17 protein-coding genes are annotated in these 22,891 nt (G+C 49.4%); all 17 read left to right on the top strand.

The window, feature by feature from the left end:
• The first annotated feature begins 1 nt into the window (after window position 1).
• The 17 genes from KDM87_RS14340 to KDM87_RS14260 all read left to right on the top strand — a co-directional run bounded on the left by KDM87_RS14340 (window position 2) and on the right by KDM87_RS14260 (window position 22,887).
• Complete coding sequence (locus tag KDM87_RS14340; protein WP_212679713.1) at window positions 2-3,652, top strand: hypothetical protein; 3,651 nt, start codon at window positions 2-4, stop codon at window positions 3,650-3,652.
• A 16-nt stretch (window positions 3,653-3,668) separates the two neighbouring features.
• A complete protein-coding gene (locus KDM87_RS14335) occupies window positions 3,669-4,853 on the top strand; it encodes a hypothetical protein (protein ID WP_212679712.1) in 1,185 nt (394 codons plus the stop codon).
• A 1-nt stretch (window position 4,854) separates the two neighbouring features.
• Complete coding sequence (locus tag KDM87_RS14330) at window positions 4,855-5,769, top strand: LamG domain-containing protein (RefSeq protein ID WP_212679711.1); 915 nt, start codon at window positions 4,855-4,857, stop codon at window positions 5,767-5,769.
• Window positions 5,766-6,149: a hypothetical protein gene (locus tag KDM87_RS14325; RefSeq protein ID WP_212679710.1), complete on the top strand. Its 384-nt coding sequence runs from the start codon at window positions 5,766-5,768 to the stop codon at window positions 6,147-6,149. Before KDM87_RS14330 ends, KDM87_RS14325 begins: the two co-directional genes overlap by 4 nt.
• Window positions 6,150-6,151: 2 nt before the next feature.
• Window positions 6,152-8,110, top strand: coding sequence for a hypothetical protein (locus KDM87_RS14320; protein WP_212679709.1), 1,959 nt, complete (start codon window positions 6,152-6,154; stop codon window positions 8,108-8,110).
• Complete coding sequence (locus tag KDM87_RS14315) at window positions 8,103-8,324, top strand: hypothetical protein (protein ID WP_212679708.1); 222 nt, start codon at window positions 8,103-8,105, stop codon at window positions 8,322-8,324. Before KDM87_RS14320 ends, KDM87_RS14315 begins: the two co-directional genes overlap by 8 nt.
• Before the next feature lie 434 nt (window positions 8,325-8,758).
• Window positions 8,759-10,003, top strand: a complete 1,245-nt coding sequence (locus KDM87_RS14310) for an MFS transporter (RefSeq protein WP_186898211.1) — start codon at window positions 8,759-8,761, stop codon at window positions 10,001-10,003.
• A 59-nt stretch (window positions 10,004-10,062) separates the two neighbouring features.
• Window positions 10,063-11,445 (top strand): NarK family nitrate/nitrite MFS transporter, encoded by a 1,383-nt coding sequence (locus KDM87_RS14305; RefSeq protein ID WP_212679707.1) that lies wholly within the window; start codon window positions 10,063-10,065, stop codon window positions 11,443-11,445.
• Window positions 11,446-11,726: 281 nt separating this feature from the next.
• The gene (locus KDM87_RS14300; RefSeq protein ID WP_212679706.1) at window positions 11,727-15,455 is read left to right on the top strand and encodes a nitrate reductase subunit alpha; all 3,729 of its coding nucleotides are present in this window, start codon (window positions 11,727-11,729) and stop codon (window positions 15,453-15,455) included.
• The gene (gene narH / locus KDM87_RS14295) at window positions 15,452-17,005 is read left to right on the top strand and encodes a nitrate reductase subunit beta (RefSeq protein ID WP_212679705.1); all 1,554 of its coding nucleotides are present in this window, start codon (window positions 15,452-15,454) and stop codon (window positions 17,003-17,005) included. Before KDM87_RS14300 ends, narH begins: the two co-directional genes overlap by 4 nt.
• Window positions 17,006-17,056: 51 nt before the next feature.
• Window positions 17,057-17,719: a nitrate reductase molybdenum cofactor assembly chaperone gene (gene narJ / locus KDM87_RS14290; protein ID WP_212679704.1), complete on the top strand. Its 663-nt coding sequence runs from the start codon at window positions 17,057-17,059 to the stop codon at window positions 17,717-17,719.
• A 12-nt stretch (window positions 17,720-17,731) separates the two neighbouring features.
• Window positions 17,732-18,415: a respiratory nitrate reductase subunit gamma gene (gene narI, locus KDM87_RS14285; protein ID WP_212679703.1), complete on the top strand. Its 684-nt coding sequence runs from the start codon at window positions 17,732-17,734 to the stop codon at window positions 18,413-18,415.
• A gap of 13 nt (window positions 18,416-18,428) precedes the next feature.
• Window positions 18,429-19,175 carry a peptidylprolyl isomerase gene (locus KDM87_RS14280; protein WP_212679702.1) on the top strand — a complete coding sequence of 249 codons (747 nt, stop codon included), beginning with the start codon at window positions 18,429-18,431 and terminating at the stop codon, window positions 19,173-19,175.
• Window positions 19,176-19,261: 86 nt separating this feature from the next.
• On the top strand, window positions 19,262-19,714 hold the full coding sequence (locus tag KDM87_RS14275; RefSeq protein ID WP_212679701.1) for a hemerythrin domain-containing protein: 453 nt from the start codon (window positions 19,262-19,264) through the stop codon (window positions 19,712-19,714).
• Window positions 19,715-19,771: 57 nt separating this feature from the next.
• Window positions 19,772-21,109: a hypothetical protein gene (locus tag KDM87_RS14270; protein ID WP_212679700.1), complete on the top strand. Its 1,338-nt coding sequence runs from the start codon at window positions 19,772-19,774 to the stop codon at window positions 21,107-21,109.
• A 57-nt stretch (window positions 21,110-21,166) separates the two neighbouring features.
• Window positions 21,167-22,183, top strand: coding sequence for a GTP 3',8-cyclase MoaA (gene moaA / locus KDM87_RS14265; RefSeq protein ID WP_212679699.1), 1,017 nt, complete (start codon window positions 21,167-21,169; stop codon window positions 22,181-22,183).
• A 17-nt stretch (window positions 22,184-22,200) separates the two neighbouring features.
• A complete protein-coding gene (locus KDM87_RS14260; protein WP_212679698.1) occupies window positions 22,201-22,887 on the top strand; it encodes a carbonic anhydrase in 687 nt (228 codons plus the stop codon).
• Window positions 22,888-22,891: the final 4 nt, after the last annotated feature.

The following is a 22,891-nucleotide window of genomic DNA, read 5'->3' as shown; positions in this document are numbered from 1 at the left end:
TATGACAATTCTTTCAGGTGATATAGCGTTACTTGCATCGCAAGTTATGGATGATGTTTCAGAGGGTGGCGGTTCGCCAACGGCAGTCGTGATTCATGACGGAACAAGTAACGGCATATTTGCAGATATTTCAGAGCTGGACAGAGCCGGTGGCCGCGTCAGCATGCGTAAAATTTTCCCATCTGTCAGGACTGACAACACGGATGGTTTTTTTGGCGCAAATATCATTGTCGCAGAACCACCGGCAGATCCACGTATATCGGTGAGTTTGTTTTCAACCGGGGATATGTTCGATACTCGTACAAGTGCCAAAAGTAGGATTGAATCGTATTTATCAAAAGCTCAGGCGTTGGCGGGATACCTTTTTGGCGATCATATCGGTGGCCAGCAGACCATCACGGTATTGCAAGACGTTGATACGCCTCTACCTGTTGTTGGAGATACATTCTGTTTGACGATGCGCGAAGGTAGCACCAACACATATGAACAGTTTGTACGTGTGACTGACGTTACTTCACGTATTCGTACATTCGCAGATTCAGAGGGTGTTTATAAAAAAGCGGAAGTGCTGATGACAATCAGCGATGCGCTGACAAGTGATTACATCGGTTTTGAAGCAAGCCGCAGAGGGCCAGACAAAACGGCATATTTAACGGCAACAAAGATCTATTCTACGATTGTCGCTGATGCTGCCAGATACTATGGAACAGCGTTATTAACCAGTGCAGTGAGCGTTGGTGACTCTGTCATTAATGCATCAACTATTTTCACACAGTTAGTACCTAGCGCAAAAATCGAAGTGCCGATTGTTGATTCACGCATGAATCAACGTAAAACAACATTGGCACAGTCCGGATCTGATATCACAGAAACCCGTACTACTGTTTTTTCATCAGCCAATCAGCTTTATATCGGTGGGAAAATCCTACCAGGTTCATTGCGGGTCACACAGGGCCCGGTCACATTAAAAGATGCAGGCGGGACGTTAAAAAACGGCACTGTGTCGATGGGTACTGTCGATTACGACAACGGTATTTTATCGCTGTCGAGTGATGTATTCGGTACTGGCGCAACACAGATCAACTACACCTACACACCAGCGTCATCGACTGAAAAAGTAACGATGTCGGTTGGTATTCCCGTTACAAAAGCTGGTCAACGCCTGAATTACGTCATGTCGATTGATGCCGTACCCGCTGCAGGGTCGGTGTCCGTCAGCTACCGGGCGCTGGATCACTGGTATGTGTTGACTGATGATGGTACCGGCGCGTTACGTGGTTTCGATAGTTCTGTCGGTGCTGGCCAGGTGAATTATGCGACAGGTAGTGTTGCAGCGACATTGGGTGTACTGCCCGATGTTGGCAGTGAGTTGATTGTGCAGTGGGTGAGTAATGGGGATACCAGCATTGCCGAACTGGTGCCAACAGGGGCGATGGCAACAGAAAAACGGTTTTCTCGCGTGGTTGAACTCGCCACGGCAATGAAGCCGGGTACAGTTCATTTGACGTGGGCTGTCGGTGGCGTCAATAAATCGTCGGTGGATCTTGATGGAAAGCTGACGGGGGACGCCGCTGGACAAGTTGACTATGCAACTGGACGGGTAGAGTTTTCTCCGAATATCTTGCCGCCAGCAGACACCGTAATCACTTTGTCCAATACGGAAACTGTCGCAGTACAGGGTGATGTTGCTGGGATGACGGACGGCGGTGACTACTGGACTATCGCACTGCCAGGCGCAGTAACGCCAGCCACGCTGATGCTGGCAGTGTATTGTATGGTTGGTGATCTGGATGTATACATTGGTGACTCAGCGATGCATGGGTATAAAACAGGTGCAATATTGACTGACGACGGAAATGGTCATATTCGTACTCCCTCCATCAATAGTACGGCATTCGTCACCGTCGGTTCTATCAATTACTCAACGGGTATCGTTACGCTGAGCAAAATCACGACGGGGTATGAAATACTGGGTTTATCAATAGCACCCACTAAGATTGGTGATATTCAGTCCACTGATGGAACAAGTTCGGTAACAACATATACCCCATTAGGTTATAAGACAGTTAGTGTACCAATAGCTATCGTGGCAAATCCCGAGAATTTTAATAATTTCAAAACCCCCTGGTGGACGACAAGCGATATTTGCGTTGCGAAATATAGTTATTCCGGAAGTACTGGATCTGCAGCGACCATCACTTTCCCATTTAATAAACTGTTTCTGCAATCTGACTATGTGCCGGATGGGTTCATACTCAATGGCAAGCGTCACATGGTCAAAGCCGATGCCACCATAGTTAAAGACATTTCACCGTCAACCGGCGTGGGGACAACTTGCGGCACGATGGGTATCGTCGGTAAGCGTTACGGCATGGTATTGACCACGTGGGATGCAAACACATCGCCAGTCGTTTCTAATATCCTCGGTGTCAGAACTGTGGGAACATCGTCGCTGGTGGATGCGATCACGTTCAGAACAGCTATCGCACCATTGTTCAACGGTGGCTTTACACTGAACGGTACACTGCAGGATGATACGACATTCAGTGTCACACCAAACGCTGATGGCAATATCATCAACGACGCACTCGGCATTTATGGAACAGTCCGCTATACCACCGGCGTTGCGACACTGCGATTTGGTGTAAAAGTGCCAGATACATCAGCAACCCTGCCGGGCGTTATCGATCTTAGCTATCTCGGTATTGCTGGCTTAAAGTATGTTGCCGCCAAATTCGCAAAGGCCGATTCATTCCGGTACAACGCGGTCGGCTATTCCTATCTGCCGCTGGATCAGAACATTCTTGGCCTCAATCCTGTACGTCTGCCATCAGACGGTCGTGTGCCTATTTTCAGAGCCGGTAGTTTCGCTGTAGTCGGGCATACGCACACCAGTGGGCCTGTGATCGTCAGCAACGGCCAGGTGTACAACGCCGGTCGTGTGCGTCTATCTCGCGTCAAAGTCACGGATAAAAACAATGTGCTGATCACGACTGGTTTAACGGCTGACCTAGAGGCAGGTACGGTTACATTTAGCGATGTTTCCGGCTATGAACAACCAATTTCAATAGAGAACCGCGTTGAAGATATGGCGCTAATACGATCAGTCAATATCGATGGCACCATCGCACTGACACGCCCATTGACACATGACTATCCGGTGTCAGGAACAACGGTGTCCAGTGCGCTTGTTCTAGGCGACTTGCGCGCGCGAGTATCGATTACTTTTGACCAGGGGACATGGACTAACGTCTGGTCTGATTCTCCAATAGGTAGTGATGCCGTTGCGACATACAACAATGTTTTAGCCCCAATTCTCGTAACAAATAAAGGCGCGCTGACAGAACGATGGGCAGTCGTATTTCAATCATCAAGCACATTCAATGTCATCGGTGAGCACGTCGGCATCATCGCCACCGGTAGTATCAATGCTGACTGTTCTCCTCTGAATCCTTCTGGTGGAGTGCCTTACTTCACGCTCAAAGCGCTAGGCTGGGGACTGGGATGGGAAGTTGGTAACGTATTACGATTTAACACCATCGGAGCTTCGCCGCCAGTCTGGGTAGTGCGGACAATTTTGCAGGGTGCGGCTAGCGTTGCTAGCGATCAGTTCACGTTGCTCGTTCGCGGCGATATCGATAACCCAAACTAATTAATGAGAGGCTTTTATGGCATCAGTTGTTGATACAAGTGTTAAGTTTTTTCACTCCGGGATGCTGAGTGCTCCACCGTTGAATGGCACGGCAGGTTCTATGCTCATCCTATTACAAGCCTGTCTCGTTGACGGTTTTGGTCTGAAGTCTGCGGACTCACTGACGATTACAGCTAATGTGGCCACCATCAATTTTAGCAGCCCACACAGTGCTGAAGTCGATGTAGTCGTCATTATCGATGGTGCATCACCAGCAGCGTTAAATGGTGAGCAGAAAGTTACAGCGATCACAGCGAATTCGATCAGCTTTAAAACATCTGGTCTGGCCGACCAATCTGCGACAGGCAGCATCAGCATGAAGTTAGCACCGGCTGGCTGGTCAAAGATATTTAGCGACGTGAATCTCGCTGCATTTAAATCTGCGAATGTCGAAGCCACCGGGATGATTTTACGAGTCGATGATACGAATGCAAAATTCGCTCGTGTCGTCGGCTATGAAGTCATGACAGATGTGAACACCGGCACAAATAAGTTTCCAACTGAGACACAGCAGGCAGGAGGCTTATATTGGACAAAAAGTAGCACTGCGGATAGCGCACCACGGATATGGAGTTTGTTCGCTGATAGTAAAACGATTATTTTTAATCGCTATCCCATCGGTAATATGTTGACGCATAGCGAATTGTCGACGTTTGGTGATTTGGTCGCAGCAAAATCAGGGGATGCATTTTCTAGTGTAATCAGCGGTTCAGCTTCTGATGCATCGTCTGGGAATATTCCGGCGCTATCCAATAATTTTTATTCAGACCCCAGTCCTGCAGCGGTATATGCGGCACGTTCATACACTGGTCTGGGAACATCCCAGCAATTGTTGCGTTCATTTCAGACGCTAACTACTGCATTGACCAGTTTCTATTCGGGCAATGTGACTGATGGTGTGCCGTTTCCGAATGCAGTTGATAACGGGCTGTATATGACGAATTTCAATTTGTGCGAAGTCGCTAATAAATCATTCAGGGGAATATACCCTGGTATGTATGCGGTTCCGCAAAACGCTGGCGGAGCTGCGTTCTCCCATCTGGATAAAGTACCGACGGTCGGAAATCTGGCAGGACGTATTGCGAAAGCGATCCCCCATTACAACACGACTTACAACACGGCAGGCGTTGTGTTTATAGAGATCACTGGACCGTGGAGATAACATGTCAGACGCATTTTATTATTCAACGCCAGTCATGTTGCCATTTAACGGTATTGATAACTCAGTGCCAATCAACTATGGGACTGCGGCCAGTAATTTATTTTCAACGTTAATCGGTACTGCAGCTGTATCAACAACGTTAAATAAAACAGGAACTGCCAGTTTAAAACTGAATGGTGGAAATGACGCATTAACGTCAACGACGGGCGTGTCATTACCTGCGGACTTCACAGTCGAAACATGGGCATACATGACGGCATACCCATCCAGCTATGCTGTCATCGCTATCGGGCTACCATCCAATTTTGGAATTTATGTCAAAGGCCAAAAAGTGATGCTGTATTTTTTTAGTGAATATAACTTTGATGTGACACTACCGCTCAACCAGTGGTTCCATATTGCAATGGTCCGGTTATCTGGTGCCATATCGCTGTATGTGAATGGCACATTGATAGGGGTACCATTCAGTCAACCTAATGCTGCAAGCATTACGGCTATCGGGAGTGCCAATGGTCTTGGATTTATTGGTTATATCGATAATATTCGTATCTCGACGATGGCGCGATACACCGGCGACTTTACACCCGCGCCGGACATTGATATCGAGAAGCCTGTTCCTAACGCCAAAATCGTGAATGCTATTCGCTCAGAAAACGATTTATATTTCGGTGGAAATGGAAAAATCACTGGGACGACTAAAGTTAAGGGAACACCTGACTATGCAGTCCATCGCCGTGTACGATTATTACGCGACATCGATGGCAGGATTGTGCGTGAAACATGGAGCGATCCAGTCACAGGAGCATATACATTCAATAACATCAGTTCAGCAATAAAATACACCGTTATCGCCTACGACTATAACCACCAGTTTAAGGCTGTCATCGCTGACAATTTAACGGCGGATGTCTTATGAGGATATCTCAATCACATCAGGAAGCTCGGCATTATGGATCGCTGACACACCTGGATTCAGGAACTGCAAACGCCCGGATCAGGATCTACGATGGCACGCCGCCGATAACTGGAGTAATTACATCGACGATGCTGGTCGAAATTAAACTGGATAAGCCATCTGGTATCGTAAGTAATGGAACGTTAATACTCGCTGCATCGACAATTGCCCTGGTTTCCAACTCCGGCATAGCCTCCTGGGCGCGTGTCGTGACTGGTATGGGAGATGTCGCATTTGATCTAACCGTCAGCGACAACGCTGGGACAGGTGATTTGAAGTTGTTGAGTACAACGCTGTACAAGGGCGGTAAAGCAGTATTGTTGTCAGCTATCCTGAGTTAAGCATGAACCAGTCTGAATTGCTATTTACAGAGGTATCGTCAACCAGTGGCGATTTGCTCTTTGTTGATGATGTATCTGTAAAAATCAGTCCGACGATTGTCAATGATGGAAATTTGCTGTTTAACGACAATGCGGCAACTGATGGTAATTTGCTGTTTGCTGGTCAGGCCATTATCGTAGTTGTCCAGGATGTGACTGCTGTAATCGATGGTAGTTTTCCGGCATTGACGCTGGATGCACATGTCGGGTCATTGCTTGAAATAGAACTTCAGTCTTCGTTCCCAGCGTTAAATATCGTAGCAACTGGTGTGTATGATTCAGATACAGCAAGGCCATTGGTAAGTCGATTGCAGACAAAATTTAACACAGCAACCACTTTGGCAGTAGTCCATAGTTCAATTGTTAAGCCTCTACGGCATGCATCATCCGGAGCAACTACCGAATGGTCACTCGCAACGAGTTTTCGATTTGGTGCAAAGCACGATATTCGCCAACTAAACCGATTGCGTCGTGCTGCTACGATGACATGGATGAACGCCGTCCCGTTATGTACACGCATACAAAGTCGTTTTCGTGACTTGGACAAAAACGCAGCGACAAACAAGTCTGCATTCAGCAACGCTAGGCCCGTGCAAATGATGGGACATATTCAGTTCGCAGATCGCCAACGTCAGCGGTTGACCGTCCCAAGCCACTGGCGGTCAGCTCTACCCATGCGTTTAACTACATCTGACAAATTCAGTTCAGGAACTGCATACCGAGTGCGCGAAACTGAACGATTTCAGACGGCAATAGTTCCGCCGATTGGCATCAGTTATGTGCCGGGTGTTAAACCACCTATCGTTTATGTAGGCGATGCTAATCTAGTATTTGCAGAACCTGTAACAACAAGTAGTAATCTGGTCTTTGGTAATACCTATGTCACCCCTGGTTCAATGATTGTTGTTCCTGTCAGGAGAACTTATATCGTGTTAAACAACGTACAGCTGCGCCGCGTCGACGGCAATCATATCTTGCCTGCCACCTCTTTGCAGCTCAAAATCGACTGGGATAGCTGGACATGGTCGTTTTCTGCATCGTTGCCACGATCCGCTATTTCCTTAATTGAGCCAGGTGTAGACGGCGACACAGTCATTTTGGAAGCTATGGTCAATGGTCAGTATTATCGATTGATTGCAGAGGATATTCAAAGTGACAGGCAGTTTGGCCAAGCAACGATTTCCGTGTCTGGCCGTGGGATATCAGCGCAGCTGTCGGAAAAATATAGTCCGACTTTAACATTTGCCAATAGTACGGATAGAACCGCGCAGCAACTCATGAATGATGCGTTAAAACTCAATGGCATATCACTGGGTTGGGAAGTTGACTGGCGTATTTACGATTGGGTAGTTCCCGCCGGTGCTTGGAGCCACTATGGTACGTATATGTCCGCTGTTAATGAAATAGCCGCTGCCGCAGGAGCATTCATTCAGCCGGATCCTGTCGCTCAAATATTGAGAGTTCGCGCTAAGTATCCGAGTGCACCCTGGAACTGGGGCGGAACGACGCCCGACATTGAACTGCCATCTGCCGTTGTGGCTAAAGAAGCAATCAGTTGGATAGATAACCCTGTTTATAACTCTGTCTATGTCAGTGGATCGAACAGCGCCGGCATTCTGGGCTACGTTAAACGCCAAGGTACAGCCGGTGATAAGTTAGCACCGATGATCACAGATGCTTTGATTACCAGCCCAATTGCCGCAAGACAGCGAGGAATTGTTACGTTGGCCGAAACCGGACGGAACACACTCTACTCGTTAAGCCTACCTGTTCTGGCAGAAACAGGAATTATTGAACCAGGTAGCTTTGTCCGCTACGTCGACTCACATTCGGTGATGGGAATCGTTAAAGGCGTGTCCATCAATGCGTCAGGTAATGATGCCAAGGTTCGGCAAACGATAGAGGTACTTACTCATGGCTAACTTATTTAAGGTATTCAAAGACCTGATACCGGATTACCCGCTTTTTGTCGGAACAGTTGTTAGTGTCGAAACTGGAAAGTGCGTCGTTCAGTTGCCTGGCGGCGCGTATTTAACGGTACGTGGTAATGGCGTAGTCGGACAAAAGGTATTTATCCGTGATGGCGTGATTGAAGGACAGGCACCGAATTTAACGGTGCAGGTGATTGAGGTCTGAGGCCTCATCAATAGCAGTGTTAAATAATTCTGAGTATCTGGTATTTAGCGTTTTGTAATATTCAAAGTTACGTGCAAACATGCGCAAAATTGTGCGGTGGCTTACGGCTAGGGATCTAGCCTTTAACGTTTTAGTGACAATTATCTCGCAAATAGCGTTATTTGTTCGAGACAATTATTTTGCAAATCGGTGACAAATCCGCTGCGACGTTACACAGAGGCATCACTTTGACGCCTCGGTTTCTGTCGTAAACCGCGGCGGATCGTTTCCTATGATTCTTGCGCATCGAAAATGACGAAACGACCTAGTCCGGTCTAGTTCTTTCAGCCAGTGACCCCATCCTTTTGCAGTCAGATTGACTACCGTCAGGGGAATTTCTAAATAACCCCACACTCCTTAAGCTTATATCACCTAAAAAAGCAAAAGGAGCTGTCATGGCGAATGAAGGCAAAGCCTATTCAGTACTGGCTTCCAGTACTTTGGCATTTACTGTGTGTTTTACGATCTGGATGATGTTTGGTGTGATCGGTATTCCGATCAAAACGGCCTTGCATTTAAATGAGACCGAATTTGGCTTATTGACTGCCATGCCAGTTCTGACTGGTTCATTGATACGGGTGCCGTTGGGTATCTGGACTGATCGTTTCGGTGGTCGTATCGTGTTGTTCCTCCTGATGTTGTCGACAGTCATTCCGATTTACCTGATCAGTTACGCAACGGCTTACTGGCATTTTCTTGTACTGGGTTTGTTTGTTGGTCTGGCTGGTGGTTCATTTTCAGTCGGTACACCGTACGTTGCGCGCTGGTTTAAAAAAGAGCGCCAAGGTTTGGCAATGGGCATTTTCGGCGCCGGTAATTCGGGTGCTGCCGTCAATAAATTTATTGCTCCTGTGCTGATTGCGGCAGCTGGCTGGACTCTGGTTCCAAAAGTCTACGCAGGCATGATGTTGGCCGCGGCGTTGATATTCTGGGTTTTTTCCGCCACAAATCCCAGTCATAACGTGAAATCGAGTGTCAGCTTTATGGCGCAGCTCAAAATGCTGAAAGATCCCAAAGTCTGGCGTTATTGCCAGTATTACTCAGTGGTGTTCGGCGGCTACGTCGGCCTGAGTTTGTGGATGGTCAAATATTACGTCACCGAATACGGCTTTGATATCAAGAGTGCCGCTTTGCTCGCCGCCTGTTTCTCTTTACCTGGCGGCGTGTTGCGCGCTTTCGGTGGCTGGCTTTCAGATAAATACGGCGCTTACAAAGTCACCTGGTGGGTGATGTGGGTTTGCTGGGTTGCATTCTTTTTGCTGTCCTACCCACAAACTGATTTCACGATCAAAACAATCAATGGCATGCAGACATTCCATATTGGTCTGACCCCAGTGCTGTTCACCATGATTTTATTTGTTGTCGGTATTGCGATGGCGGTAGGTAAAGCATCGGTATTCAAGTTTATTTCGGATGATTACAGCAGCAACATCGGCGCGGTATCCGGTGTGGTTGGTCTGGCCGGTGGTCTGGGTGGATTTATTTTGCCGATCATGTTTGGCGCGATCGTTGATGTGACCGGTATTCGCAGCTCGTGTTTCATGCTGTTGTACGGCACCGTCTGTGTTTCTCTGGTTTGGATGCACTTCCAGTTCCGCCGTGAAGGCATGCTGGCGGCACAGGCATCGTTACCTGCATAAATTCCGGTGCGAATACACCTCAATGTAATGAACGTTTTTTGGAAAATCAGGAGCAGATAATGAGCCATGTTTTAAAACGCTGGGAACCGGAAAATCCGGAGTTCTGGCAAAAAGAAGGTAGTGCGATTGCCAACCGGAATCTATGGATTTCGATTCCTAGTCTGATGCTGGCATTCTCGGTCTGGATGTTATGGAGCGTGGTGGCGGCGAATCTGGATAAGGCCGGATTTAAATTCACGAAAGATCAGTTATTCTTTCTGACCGCGCTGCCAGCCTTATCCGGTGCGACTTTGCGGATATTCTATTCATTCCTGGTGCCGGTGTTTGGTGGCCGCAAATGGACTGCGATTTCAACTGCAAGTCTGCTGATTCCCGCCATCGGTATGGGTTTTGCGTTGCAAGATCCGACCACCAATTATTCAACACTGCTGGTATTGGCTTTGTTGTGCGGATTGGGTGGCGGTAATTTCAGTTCCAGTATGGCGAATATCAGTTTCTTTTTCCCTAAATCACGCAAAGGTTATGCGACCGGTATGAATGCGGGTATCGGTAATCTGGGCGTGTCTGTGGTGCAATTTCTGACCCCGCTGGTGATTTCGTCCGCGATGTTTGGCGTTGCTATCTCTGGTGACGGATTTTTATTCCACAATGCCAAAACAGGCGTCGATAAAATGTATTGGCTGGGAAATGCCGGATTCGTCTGGGTTCCCCTGATTATTGCCGCGACGATCGCTGCCTGGTTTGGGATGAATGATATTGCTTCTGCGAAAGCTTCATTTGCAGATCAGGCGGTGATTTTCAAGCGCAAACATAACTGGCTGATGTGTTTTCTCTACATTGGTACGTTCGGTTCGTTTATCGGCTTTTCTGCAGGTTTTGCGATGCTGATCAAAGCGCAGTTTCCTGAAATTGATGTTGCTAAGTTCGCGTTCCTCGGACCCTTGGCTGGTGCGTTGGCACGTCCTGTCGGCGGTATGATTTCAGATAAAATCGGTGGTGCCCGTCTGACGTTCTGGGTGTTTGCGGCAATGGCACTGACGATTGCAACTGGTATTCTGCCAGCCTTGCATTCACATCAGTTCATGATGTTTCTGGGTTCGTTTATTCTGATGTTTATTCTGACCGGACTCGGCAACGGCTCGACGTTCTGCATGATTCCTATCATTTTTCAGACTGAGAGAGAGCGTGCGGTTGCCGGTAAGGGCGAAGCGCTGCTGAAGCAGGCGCGTCTGGATGCGGCCAAGGAATCTGCTGCTGTACTGGGGTTTTCCGGTGCGATCGGTGCGTATGGCGGCTTCTTTATTCCTCAGGGTTTTGGTACTTCGATCAAGATGACGGGTGCGCCTGATATGGCTTTGTATGTCTTCATCGGATTCTACGTCACATGTATGGCGGTAACCTGGTGGTACTACTCACGTAAGGGCGCAGAGATGCCATGTTGATGCAGTTGTCGTCTTTTGCTCAGGTATTAGCCTGAAAATTAAGCCTCTGATAGCGATCAGAGGCTTTTTTATTGGCGAAGCCGGATGTCTTTTTCGTGCTGTTGATACAAATCATTTTTCCTGAAAAGCGACTAGTTCTAAAGGAGTAGTCAGCCTAGTGCCAATGCTTGAGCTGACACACCGCACCGAAGAATGGGCGTGCTGACGCCGACTCTCTACACTCTCAGTGTGCAAGTAAAGAAACTTGTGGGTACATCGCCCACCTGATATGGAGAGTTACGATGAGTCATTTTCTGGATAGATTGAAGTTCATGTCGCGGGTGAAGTCCACCTTCTCCGATGGTCATGGTGCTGTAGTTGAAGAGGATCGTAAGTGGGAAAACGCTTACCGCAGCCGTTGGCAGCACGACAAGATTGTGCGTTCCACCCATGGTGTGAACTGTACGGGTTCCTGTTCCTGGAAGGTGTATGTCAAGAATGGCTTGATTACCTGGGAAACCCAGCAGACAGACTATCCGCGTACCCGTCCTGATTTACCGAATCATGAGCCACGCGGTTGCCCTCGCGGTGCTTCGTACAGCTGGTATGTCTATTCTGCCCAACGTGTTAAATATCCGATGATCCGTGGTCGTCTGATGGAAATGTGGCAAGAAGCGCGCAAGACCATGGGGCCAGTGCAGGCATGGGAATCGATCAGTCAGGATCCGGTCAAGGCGCAACGTTATAAATCGGTTCGCGGTCTTGGCGGCTTTGTGCGCGCTGACTGGGATACCGCACAGGAAATCATCGCGGCAGCGAATGCGTTCACTGTCAAAAAATTCGGCCCTGATCGCGTCGTCGGTTTTTCTCCGATTCCTGCGATGTCGATGGTGTCTTACGCCGCTGGCGCGCGCTACCTGTCTTTGATTGGTGGTGCATGCTTGTCTTTCTACGATTGGTATTGCGATTTGCCGCCAGCAAGTCCGCAAATCTGGGGCGAACAAACCGACGTGCCAGAATCTGCTGACTGGTACAACTCCACTTACCTGATGGTCTGGGGTTCTAACGTACCGCAAACACGGACACCGGATGCCCACTTCTATACTGAAGTGCGTTACAAAGGTACCAAGACCGTTGCTGTCTCTTCTGACTTCGGTGAGATGGTGAAATTCGGTGACATCTGGATGGCACCTAAGCAGGGTACGGATGCCGCGTTGGCAATGGCGATGGGCCACGTGATTCTGAAAGAATTCCACCTTGGCGGCAAGTCTGATTATTTCCGCAGCTATGTCAAACAATATACCGACATGCCTATGTTGGTACGTCTGGTTGAGCGCAATGGTAGTTTCGTACCAGATCAGATGCTGCGAGCATCACAATTGCCAGGTGGTTTGAACGAAGAAAACAATGGCGATTGGAAGACACTGGCGATTGATGAGAAAACTGGCGATATCGTTGCACCAAACGGTTCTATTGGTTATCGCTGGGGCGAAGGTAAAGTCAATAACGGTGAAAAAGTCGGTCGCTGGAATCTGGAGCCAAAAGATGGTGGTTCCGGTCGTGAGATCGATCCGCAATTGAGCTTAGTCGCCAAGCATGACGAAGTCGTGAGCGTAGGCTTTAACTACTTCGGTGGTGCCGATGCGAATGACATGGTCTTGCGCAATGTGCCAGCACGCAAAGTGACCTTAGCTGACGGTACAGAAATCTTAGTCGCCACTGTGTATGACCTCTCGATGGCTAACTACGGTGTAGATCAGGGTCTGGGCGGCGCGGTTGCTCATTCTTACGATGACGACGTACCTTACACGCCAGCATGGCAGGAAAAACACACCAGCGTTAAACGTGAACTGGTCATTCAGGTCGCACGTGAATTCGCACAAAACGCCCACGAAACACATGGTAAGAGCATGGTCATCGTTGGTGCAGCTTTGAATCACTGGTACCACAACGATATGATTTATCGCGGCATCATCAATATGCTGATGATGTGTGGTTGCGTCGGTCAATCCGGCGGTGGTTGGGCGCATTATGTGGGTCAGGAAAAACTCCGTCCACAATTTGGTTGGGCACCGTTAGCATTTGCGTCTGACTGGACACGTCCACCACGTCAGATGAATGGCACCAGTTTCTTCTATGCGCACACCAGTCAGTGGCGTCATGAGAAATTGCATATCGATGAGATTCTTGCGCCAACGGCAGACAAATCCAAAGTCAGCCACATGAGCATGATCGATATGAATGCGAAGTCAGAACGTCTCGGTTGGCTGCCATCGGTTCCTCAGTTAGAAACCAATCCGTTGGACGTATGTGACGCGGCCGTGGCTGCAGGTCTGGAGCCAGCAGAATACCTGAAACAAAGTCTGAAATCTGGTCACGTGAACATGAGTTGCGATGATCCGGATAATCCTAAAAACTTCCCGCGCAATATGTTTGTCTGGCGCTCGAATATTCTCGGTAGTTCAGGCAAAGGCCATGAGTATTTCCTGAAGTATTTACTTGGGACACAGAATGCGCTGTTTGATGATCCTGATGAAGCGGTCAAGCCATCTGAGGTTAAGTATCGTGAAAAAGCCGCCGAAGGCAAGCTGGATTTGCTGACTGTGCTGGATTTCCGCATGAGCACGACCTGTCTGTACGGCGACATCGTGTTGCCAACAGCGACATGGTATGAAAAAGACGATCTGAATACCTCTGATATGCATCCTTTCATTCATCCGTTGAGTGAAGCCGTGCAACCTTTGTGGGAAAGTAAAACCGACTGGGAAATTTACAAAGGTATCGCTAAAAAATTCACTGAAATCGGTGGTGACTATCTGGGCACACGCAAAGACATCGTCTTGCAACCTTTGATGCACGATACACCGGGCGAACTCGGTCAGGCGTTTGAACCAAAAGACTGGAAAAAAGGCGAGTGCGATCTGATTCCTGGTAAGACTGCACCTAGCTTCGTTGTGGTGGAACGTAACTACAAAGAAATCTACAAAAAGTTCACTTCGATCGGGCCTTTGTTAGACAAACTCGGCAATGGTGGTAAAGGGATTAACTGGAACACCGAACACGAAGTGCATGAAATCGGGGGCATCACCAAGGTGGTGACCGAAGAGGGCGTATCGAAAGGACGTCCACGTCTGGATACCGCGATTGATGCCTGCGAAATGATTTTGACATTCGCACCAGAAACCAATGGCCATGTCTCCGTCAAGGCATGGGATGCTTTATCGAAAATCACTGGCCGCGATCATACGCATCTGGCGGTTGGTCGTGAACATGACAAGATCCGTTTCCGAGATGTACAGGCACAGCCACGCAAGATTATTTCGGCTCCGACCTGGTCTGGTCTGGAATCGGAAGAAGTCAGCTACAACGCCGGTTATACCAACGTACATGAATTGATCCCATGGCGCACACTGACCGGTCGTCAGCAGTTCTACCAGGATCACCGCTGGATGCTCGATTTTGGTGAAGGTCTCTGCGTCTACAAACCAGCGATCGATACCAAGACGGTTGCGCCGATGTTGAACAAACATCCGAACGGTGAAAAAGAGATCGTGCTGAACTGGATTACACCGCATCAGAAATGGGGCATTCACTCAACCTATTCTGACAACTTGCGCATGCTGACCCTGAGTCGCGGCGGCCCACACGTCTGGGTCTCTGAGATCGAGGCAAAAGAAGCAGGTCTGGTGGATAACGACTGGGTTGAGGTATTCAACAGTAACGGTACGTTGACAGCACGTGTCGTGGTGAGTCAGCGTGTGCCAAAAGGCATGTGTCTGATGTATCACGCTCAGGAAAAAATCGTGAACACGCCGGGTGCTGAATTGTCAGGTATGCGCGGTGGTATTCATAACTCAGTGACACGTGCGGTCTTGAAACCTACCCATATGATTGGTGGCTATGCGCAACTGGCATATGGCTTCAATTACTACGGCACGGTCGGTAGTAACCGCGATGAATTTGTGGTTCTTCGTAAGATGAGAAAAGTAGATTGGTTAGAGGGTAAATTGGAAGAGGAGTCTGCATCATGAAAATTCGCGCACAAGTTGGCATGGTGCTGAACCTGGATAAATGTATTGGCTGCCACACCTGTTCCGTGACCTGTAAAAATGTCTGGACCAGCCGCGACGGCGTTGAGTATGCCTGGTTTAATAACGTCGAAACCAAACCTGGTATTGGCTATCCTAAAGAATGGGAAAACCAGTCCAAGTGGAAAGGTGGCTGGCATCGGAATGAGGCAGGCAAATTAGAGCCTAAGCAAGGTGGCAAACTGCGCATCCTGGCAAACATTTTTGCGAATCCGAATCTGCCGCAGATTGACGATTACTACGAGCCGTTCACTTACGATTATGAGCGCCTGCAAAATGCACCACTGTCGCAGACACCACCGACTGCACGTCCTGTTTCTGTCATCACTGGCAAAAAGATGGACAAGATCGTCTGGGGCCCGAACTGGGAAGACGACTTAGGTGGCGAATTCAGCTCACGTAGTCGTGATCAGTTATTCGAAGGCGTACAAAAAGAAATGTACAGCACCTTTGAATCAACCTTCATGATGTACTTGCCACGTCTGTGCGAACACTGTCTGAATCCTGCGTGCGTAGCATCTTGCCCATCCGGCTCGATCTACAAACGGGAAGATGACGGTATCGTTCTGGTCGATCAGGACAAGTGCCGCGGCTGGCGTATGTGTATCTCCGGTTGCCCTTACAAAAAGATTTACTACAACTGGAGCTCAGGCAAAGCAGAGAAATGCACATTCTGCTACCCACGTATCGAAGCAGGTCAGCCAACAGTCTGTTCCGAAACTTGCGTAGGCCGTATTCGTTATCTTGGCGTCTTGCTGTATGACGCTGACAAGATAGAAGCAGCCGCTTCAGTACCGGATGAGAAAGACTTGTACGAGGCGCAACTCGGTTGCTTCCTGAACCCGCATGATCCGGAAGTCATTGCCGAAGCACGTAAGCATGGCATTCCTGAGAGCTGGATTCAATCCGCACAGAAATCGCCGGTCTACAAAATGGCGATGGAATGGAAGATTGCTTTCCCGCTGCATCCAGAATACCGCACGCTGCCTATGGTCTGGTATGTACCGCCTCTGTCACCGATTCAAAAGGCAGCAGAAGCAGGGCACATGGGCATGAACGGCATTATTCCTGATGTGAAATCGCTGCGTATTCCAGTCCGTTATCTGGCAAATTTGCTGACAGCCGGTAAAGAAGAGCCTGTCTTGAGAGCCCTGGATCGTATGCTGGCAATGCGTGCCTTTAAACGTTCTGAAGTTGTGCACGGTCAGAAAGATACAGCAGTGTTGGCGCAGGTCGGTTTAACCGAAGCGCAGGTTGAGGACATGTATCAGACCATGGCGATTGCGAACTACGAAGATCGTTTCGTGATTCCTTCATCGCACAAGGAAATGGTCGAAGACAGCTTCAATGAAAAAGGCAGTTGCGGATTTACATTCGGTAATGGCTGCTCGGGTGGTGTTTCCGATGGCGCTTTGTTCGGCAAGAAGCCGCAGGGTAGTGTGATTTTTGTCGAAATGCCGAAATCACGCAAAAAAATGTCCAGCGTTGAATAAAAGCCGTTTCAGGTGCGCGCGTCGCACCTGATCTGCCCTAAAGGAAATTGTATGCAAATTTATCGTATTTTATCTGTGCTCCTGAGTTATCCCCAGGCTGAATTGCAGGCGGCGGTTCCTGAGATACGGCTGGCGCTGGCTGATGACCCGGACAGCCTGGAATCGCTGGAACCATTGCTGGATTATCTGAGCACAACGGCATTGATCCCTTTGCAGGAAAACTATGTCGGCACGTTTGACCGGACCCCTTCAGTGGCCCTGCACCTGTTTGAACATATCCATGGTGAGAGCCGTGATCGTGGTCAGGCCATGGTGGATCTGATTGAAGAATATCGTCGCCATGGATTTGAACCGGAAGCAAGTGAGTTACCGGATTATGTTCCTTTGTTCCTGGAATTTTTGAGTCTGGTCAGTGATGAAGAGGCTGAAAAACTTCTGGGTGAAGCGATACACGTGATTGCGGCCATCGGTGTTCGTCTGCAGCGTCGTGAAAGCCCTTATGCGAATGCATTTTTGATGCTGACGTCGTTTACGGATGTCGTGCCGCAAGAACAGGGTGAACCGCCAGTAAGGGATATGGATGATGCAATGGAAACTTTCGGCCCTGGTGCCGATGGTGTTGAACCTTTGCTGAAACCGAATCTGTCAGGCACGCATCCGGTCAATTTTTATCCTAAGCAGCCCAAAGCGAACGGCGCTACTTCTTGTCAATGAGGAGATACCATCATGACTTATCTACATCAATTTATTTACGGGATTTATCCTTACATCGCGCTGGCTATTTTTCTGTTCGGTAGTCTCGCACGTTTTGAACGGGAACAATACACCTGGAAAAGCGACTCGTCGCAAATGCTGCATACAGGCAATCTGAGAACCGGCAATATTTTGTTCCACCTCGGAATTCTCGGATTGTTTTTCGGCCATCTGGTTGGTTTGCTGACACCGGTCGTTGTCTGGGACACGCTGGGAATCACGCACAGTTTTAAACAGATGATTGCGATGGTTGCCGGTGGTATTTTCGGTACCTTATGCATGCTTGGTCTGCTGATACTGTTGCATCGCCGTTTCTCTGACGCACGGGTTTCTGCTGTGACGAAAACTGGTGACAAAGTATTGTTGCTGTGGATTTTCATCACGCTGGGCTTGGGCTTATCGACGATTTTTGAATCAGCGAATCATAGCGATGGTCACATGATGGTGTTGCTGATGACATGGGCACAGCACATCGTGACTTTCAAGGGGGATGCTGCTGAATTTATCGTTGCTGCGCCATTACTGTTCAAGCTGCATTTGTTCATGGGACTGAGCTTGTTTGTGATTTTCCCTTTCACCCGTCTGGTGCATGTCTGGAGCGGTTTTGCTTCTGTAACCTATATCAGCCGCGCATGGCAGCTGGTTCGTCCACGCTGATTTGGAGATTAACATGCCTGTCGTAGTCAATGGTTATGAGTTCACCGATGTGGATATGGAGCGGGAGTTGCCTGAACATCAGGATGCTGCCGACCCGGTAAAAAGTGCGATGACGGCACTGGTTCTGCGCCGTATTCTGCTGCAAGAGGCGCAGCAGTCAGGTTTGCAGAATGATGATGAAGAAGCGCTGATCGACGCCTTGTTGCAACAGGAAGTCAGCGTGCCCACACCTGGACGTGATGAGTGTATGCGCCAGTATCAGGCTCACCCTGACCACTTCCGGGTGGGTGAGTTGGCAGAAGCCAGCCATATCCTGTTTCAGGTGACGCCGGGGGTGGATCTGGATGCCTTGCGCAAACACGCCACGGTGGTATTGGAGGATGTGTTGGAAAATCCGACCCAGTTTGGTGAATGTGCAAAGGCCAATTCTAATTGTCCATCAGGTGAAGTCGGTGGCAGCCTGGGGCAGATAGCTCGTGGTGCAACCGTGCCGGAGTTTGAGCAGGCATTGTTTGCGGCCGAAGCTGGTCGCATTATTCCTAAGCTGGTCGAAACCCGCTTTGGCCTGCACATCATACAGGTGGGGCGTAAGGTCGAAGGACAGATGCTGCCGTTCGATAAGGTAGAAAAAGATATTGCGAACGCGATGCATCAGGCCAGTCATGACCATGCGTTGCGCCAGTATCTGCAACTACTGGTGGGGCGCGCACAGATTTCCGGCATCGATATGCAAGGTGCTGATAGCCCTCTGGTGCAATAAAGCAGGCCGGCATGCAGCCGGCTGCGATTGCAAAAAAAATACGAAGGAATGTGCTTGCATATTCCTGTCACAACTAAGGTGAGAACATGTCTAAAGCAATGAAAGAACTGGTGCGTCAGCATCAGGAATGTGATGATCAACTGAACCGTTGCGAAGCCGCTTTGCATAAAGGTGATATGGCTTCAGCCGGACGCAATTTCCGTTTGTTTAACGAACAGCTGAACGGACATTTTACGCTGGAAGAAAACAAACTTTTTCCCGCGCTGGAGCAGGCAACTGGCATGGTGAATGGCCCGACCAGCGTTATGCGTAGCGAGCATGCAGAGATACGTAATCTGCGCGACGAGGCGTATGCAGCGATCGAGGCAAATCAACCTGAAGCTGCGTTGGCAGCAATCGATACGCTGAACGTACTGATTCAGCAACACAATGTAAAAGAAGAGAATATTTTGTACCCGATGTGTGGTGGCAGTATTCCGGATCTGGAAGATAAACTGGGTATGGGCAGCCCTTGTTGCGGCGCCTGTTCTTGTGGCTGATCCTGTGGCTGATCTGTCTGTCCTGACGGCTGTTTCTCTGTAAAGACAGGATCAGTTTTGTCCGGTGTCAATATCCTCAATTATGAGCTGGCGCCATCGCCAGCGACGATCTTCGGTTGTCTGTTACCGGCACCCTGGTTGGGCTTGCTTGCTGGCTTATTGCTGGCATTTGGCCCCGCTTCAGGTTTGCCGGACCGGTTTGCGCCACTAACGCTCGCCGTCACTCATAGTCTGGTGCTGGGCATGTTAATGCCAGTCATGATCGGCGCTTTATTTCAACTGATGCCGGTGGTGGCCGGGCAAACCGTGGCTGCCGCGCGTTTTATTTCTCCATTCGTTGCGATAGGTTCGGCACTGATCGCTGCCGGTCTGGCCAGCGGATTTTTATACGGCTATATCTGCGGATTCAAGTTGGCCGCGGGCCTTGCTTTTTTATTATATGGCTCGGTGGTGTGCGCTTTGCTGCATACCGCGTGGCGTATTCAGGTGGTGGATGCAACTACCCGTACTTTGCGCTGGGCCGGAGTCGCCATCGCTATGGTGGTTGCTATCGGCATTGCGCTGGCAGGTAATTTCGCGGGCTGGTGGAGTGTTGATGTTCTCCATTGGCTGAATTTGCATGTTGCTTGGGGGCTGGTTGGTCTGATCGCGACACTAGTGCTGGGCGTTGGTTCGACGACAGTTCCCATGTTCTGGCAAAGTGCGCGTCCTTCTGCGCGCTGGCAGCGGGTTGTTCCCACAGCTTTGTGGATACCCTTAGTGTTGGCGACGCCGGTATTTTTCTGGCAGTGGGCCTTGCTTACTGGCTGCGTTTTCATGCTGATGTTTGCCAGTATTGCATTGCGTGCCATCTGGCGGGCGCGGCGCAGATTTGATCCGGCCTGGCAGTTATGGCTGGTGTCGGCCATCAGTTGGGCGACAGCAGCTTTACTGACTGGGGTGTACAACGCTGGCGACTCTGCCAACAGCATTCTTGCAGCCTTGCCAGCGTGGCTTGTGCAGGTATTTCCCTGGTGGATAGGTGTGCTGGTGCTGGTTGGTGGCGCCGTGTTGCCGGTGAATGCGATGATGGGGAAAATTATTCCGTTTCTTGTTTTTCTGCACCTGCGACGACAAACGCCTGCCGGGCGGCGTGTGCCCGCCATGCAGGTGATCTTGCCGCCTCAGCGCTTGTTATGGCAGGCACGTCTGGTCTTACTCGCGCTGCTGTTGTTATTGCTGTTGCCGTTGGCACCGACGGCGTTGACAACTTTTGCTGGCCTGGTGTTTGCCGCTTCGCAAGGTTTATTTGGCGCGCTGATGCTGATGACCTTGTTTCGTTATCGTCGCGAATTGCATACTGTGCTTATGCGCCCGGAAGCCAATAATATTCCGCATATCCCCCAAAAGAACTAGCGCATTCTGGTCTGGCGGCGAATTGTGCCTGCGGGCACCTGCAGCCACAATGCAGACATGGAAACTCCTGCCCCCGCCAATCCTGCTAATGCCGCCAATACGCTGACCGATCGTTTCGGGCGTCGTGTCAATTATTTACGTCTGTCGGTCACTGATCGTTGTGATTTACGCTGCAGTTATTGCATGCCCAAGGGTTTTTCCGGATTTGAAGAACCGGAAAACTGGCTGCGTTTTGACGAGATAAGTCGTGTGGTTGCGGCCTTCGCCCGTATGGGTGTTGGCCGGGTCCGGTTGACTGGTGGCGAACCTTTGTTACGCCGTGGCTTGCCACGACTGGTGTCGCAGTTATCCGAAATTCCCGGTCTTGACGACATTTCTCTTTCGACGAATGCGACGCAACTGCATAAACATGCACAGACCTTGCGTGAAGCCGGTGTGCATCGTATCAATGTCAGTCTCGACAGTCTCGACAAAGCCTGTATGGAAAAAATTACCGGTCGCGACAGCTTTGCCAGCATCATGGCGGGTTTGCAGGCTGGAAAACAGGCTGGGTTTGATCCGATTAAACTTAATATGGTCGTCATGCAGGGCGTGAATGACCATGAAATACTGCGTATGGCACAGTTTTGCTTTGACGAAGGCTTTATTCTTAGGCTGATCGAAGCGATGCCCATGGGCGCAACCGGGCGCAATAGTCAGTATCTCGACATTGGCCCGATACGGGATCAGTTGGTTCAACACTTTAATTTACTGCCGGCGGCAACCGAGCTGGGCGGCGGTCCTGCACGTTACTGGACCAGCGCCGATAGCAAGGGAACCATCGGTTTCATTTCTCCTATCAGTCAGCATTTTTGCGCTACCTGCAACCGGGTGCGTTTATCAGTTGATGGCACGCTTTACATGTGCCTTGGGCAGGAAGAACGATTTGAGTTGCGCCCCTTGCTGCGCGCGGGGATCAGCGACAGCGACCTGGATGCAGCGATTCGTACTGCGATAGAATTGAAGCCTGAACGACATGAATTTATCGAACAACCACATAAAATCATTCGTTTCATGTCGCAAACCGGCGGCTAAGATAGATGGAGTAAGGAATGGAAGTACGTAATATTCACCAGTTCATTGAAGGCTTTCAGCGATTCCAGAGTAAATACTTTAACGGCGACGATCCTTTATATGCAAAACTGAATCATGGTCAGAACCCGACAACATTACTGATCGGTTGCTGTGATTCCAGAGTCGATCCCGCTTTATTGCTGGATTGCGATCCCGGTGATATTTTTGTCGTGAGAAATGTGGCAAATCTGGTGCCGCCTTGCAACGAATCCGAGCATCAGCATGGTGTCAGCGCTGCCATACAATTTGCGGTCGAATCACTGAATGTCAAACGTATCATCGTTATGGGGCATGAAAAATGTGGCGGTATCCGTGCGCTGATGCAAGGTTATCAGCCTAGCCGTAAAATTGATTTCATCGGGCAGTGGATGAGAATTGTTGAACCGGTGAAGCAACAGGTGTTACAACAATTAAATTTGTCATCTGAGTCTGAACAAAACCGTGCCTGTGAATTGGGTGCGATCATCATGTCGTTGAATAATTTACGTAGTTTTCCGTGGATAGCCGAGCGAGAAGCGAGTGGTGAAATTGCCTTGCATGGCTGGTATTTCGATATGAGTAACGGTGCTTTGCTCGCCTATTCGCCACGCTCGGATACTTTTTTACCGATGGTGTGCCCGTTGGGTATCCCTCATCCCGACACACAGCAGGATATCAGCGGATAATACC

The sequence above is a fragment of the Cognatundibacterium rivi genome, assembly GCF_018139565.1.
GTDB lineage: Bacteria > Pseudomonadota > Gammaproteobacteria > Burkholderiales > Burkholderiaceae_D > Undibacterium > Undibacterium rivi.
This window is presented reverse-complemented; position numbering and strand designations above follow the sequence as displayed.

Bases quoted from the DNA above. Each gene is read 5' to 3' on its own strand.
- KDM87_RS14340 (WP_212679713.1), top strand. From the start codon at position 2: ATGACAATTCTTTCAGGTGATATAGCGTTACTTGCATCGCAAGTTATG.
- KDM87_RS14335 (WP_212679712.1), top strand. From the start codon at position 3,669: ATGGCATCAGTTGTTGATACAAGTGTTAAGTTTTTTCACTCCGGGATG.
- KDM87_RS14330 (WP_212679711.1), top strand. From the start codon at position 4,855: ATGTCAGACGCATTTTATTATTCAACGCCAGTCATGTTGCCATTTAAC.
- KDM87_RS14325 (WP_212679710.1), top strand. From the start codon at position 5,766: ATGAGGATATCTCAATCACATCAGGAAGCTCGGCATTATGGATCGCTG.
- KDM87_RS14320 (WP_212679709.1), top strand. From the start codon at position 6,152: ATGAACCAGTCTGAATTGCTATTTACAGAGGTATCGTCAACCAGTGGC.
- KDM87_RS14315 (WP_212679708.1), top strand. From the start codon at position 8,103: ATGGCTAACTTATTTAAGGTATTCAAAGACCTGATACCGGATTACCCG.
- KDM87_RS14310 (WP_186898211.1), top strand. From the start codon at position 8,759: ATGGCGAATGAAGGCAAAGCCTATTCAGTACTGGCTTCCAGTACTTTG.
- KDM87_RS14305 (WP_212679707.1), top strand. From the start codon at position 10,063: ATGAGCCATGTTTTAAAACGCTGGGAACCGGAAAATCCGGAGTTCTGG.
- KDM87_RS14300 (WP_212679706.1), top strand. From the start codon at position 11,727: ATGAGTCATTTTCTGGATAGATTGAAGTTCATGTCGCGGGTGAAGTCC.
- narH (WP_212679705.1), top strand. From the start codon at position 15,452: ATGAAAATTCGCGCACAAGTTGGCATGGTGCTGAACCTGGATAAATGT.
- narJ (WP_212679704.1), top strand. From the start codon at position 17,057: ATGCAAATTTATCGTATTTTATCTGTGCTCCTGAGTTATCCCCAGGCT.
- narI (WP_212679703.1), top strand. From the start codon at position 17,732: ATGACTTATCTACATCAATTTATTTACGGGATTTATCCTTACATCGCG.
- KDM87_RS14280 (WP_212679702.1), top strand. From the start codon at position 18,429: ATGCCTGTCGTAGTCAATGGTTATGAGTTCACCGATGTGGATATGGAG.
- KDM87_RS14275 (WP_212679701.1), top strand. From the start codon at position 19,262: ATGTCTAAAGCAATGAAAGAACTGGTGCGTCAGCATCAGGAATGTGAT.
- moaA (WP_212679699.1), top strand. From the start codon at position 21,167: ATGGAAACTCCTGCCCCCGCCAATCCTGCTAATGCCGCCAATACGCTG.
- KDM87_RS14260 (WP_212679698.1), top strand. From the start codon at position 22,201: ATGGAAGTACGTAATATTCACCAGTTCATTGAAGGCTTTCAGCGATTC.